The following is an 819-nucleotide window of genomic DNA, read 5'->3' on the forward strand; positions in this document are numbered from 1 at the left end:
TGAAGCCTGGTAGTGCTGCGCGTAAGCTGGGGCTGATAGTACGTCAAGTACATCGATTGGTCGTCCGGTATCGCGCTGAAGGTCCCTCGGGCCTCGTATCGCGTCGGCGTAATCGGTCAAGTAACAACCAGACCGACGAGATTGCGCAAATCGCCTTGACCATCATTCGCCAGCGTTATGCGGACTTCGGGCCGACCTTGGCGTGCGAGAAGCTGCGTGAGCTGCATGGGGTGGATTTATCAAAGGAAACCATCCGCAAACTGATGTCCGACGTCGGCCTATGGATACCGCGTAGCCAGCGCCCGGCACGGATTTACCAGCCACGCAACCGCAGGCACTGCCTTGGCGAGTTGGTCCAAATCGATGGTAGCGACCATCGCTGGTTTGAGGACCGGGCGCTGTCGTGTACCTTGCTCGTGTTTGTGGATGATGCCACCAGCCAGATCCTGCAGCTGCATTTCACCCCGTCAGAATCGACCTTCAGTTATTTCGAAGCGACCCGTGCTTATATCGAGCAGCATGGCAAGCCACAAGCCTTCTACAGCGACAAGGCCAGTGTCTTTCGCGTCAACCACAAGCACGCCACCGGTGGCAATGGCCATACACAGTATGGCCGAGCGCTGTTTGAGCTCAACATCGAAGGCATCTGTGCCAATACCAGCCAGGCCAAGGGCCGCGTAGAGCGCGCCAATCTGACACTGCAGGACCGTCTGGTGAAGTAACTGCGCTTGCAAGGCATTTCGACGATGGCTGCCGCCAATGCATACGCGCCTGCCTTCATAGCCGATTACAACCGGCGCTTTGCCAAGCCCGCTCGCA

General features: G+C 57.9%; 1 pseudogene. It reads left to right on the forward strand.

The features are described from left to right. A pseudogene (locus JK635_RS29070) lies at positions 1-819 on the forward strand (ISNCY family transposase); the annotation flags it as partial.

It is taken from the genome of Neobacillus paridis (genome assembly GCF_016765675.1).
Classification (GTDB): Bacteria; Bacillota; Bacilli; order Bacillales; family Cytobacillaceae; genus Neobacillus; species Neobacillus paridis.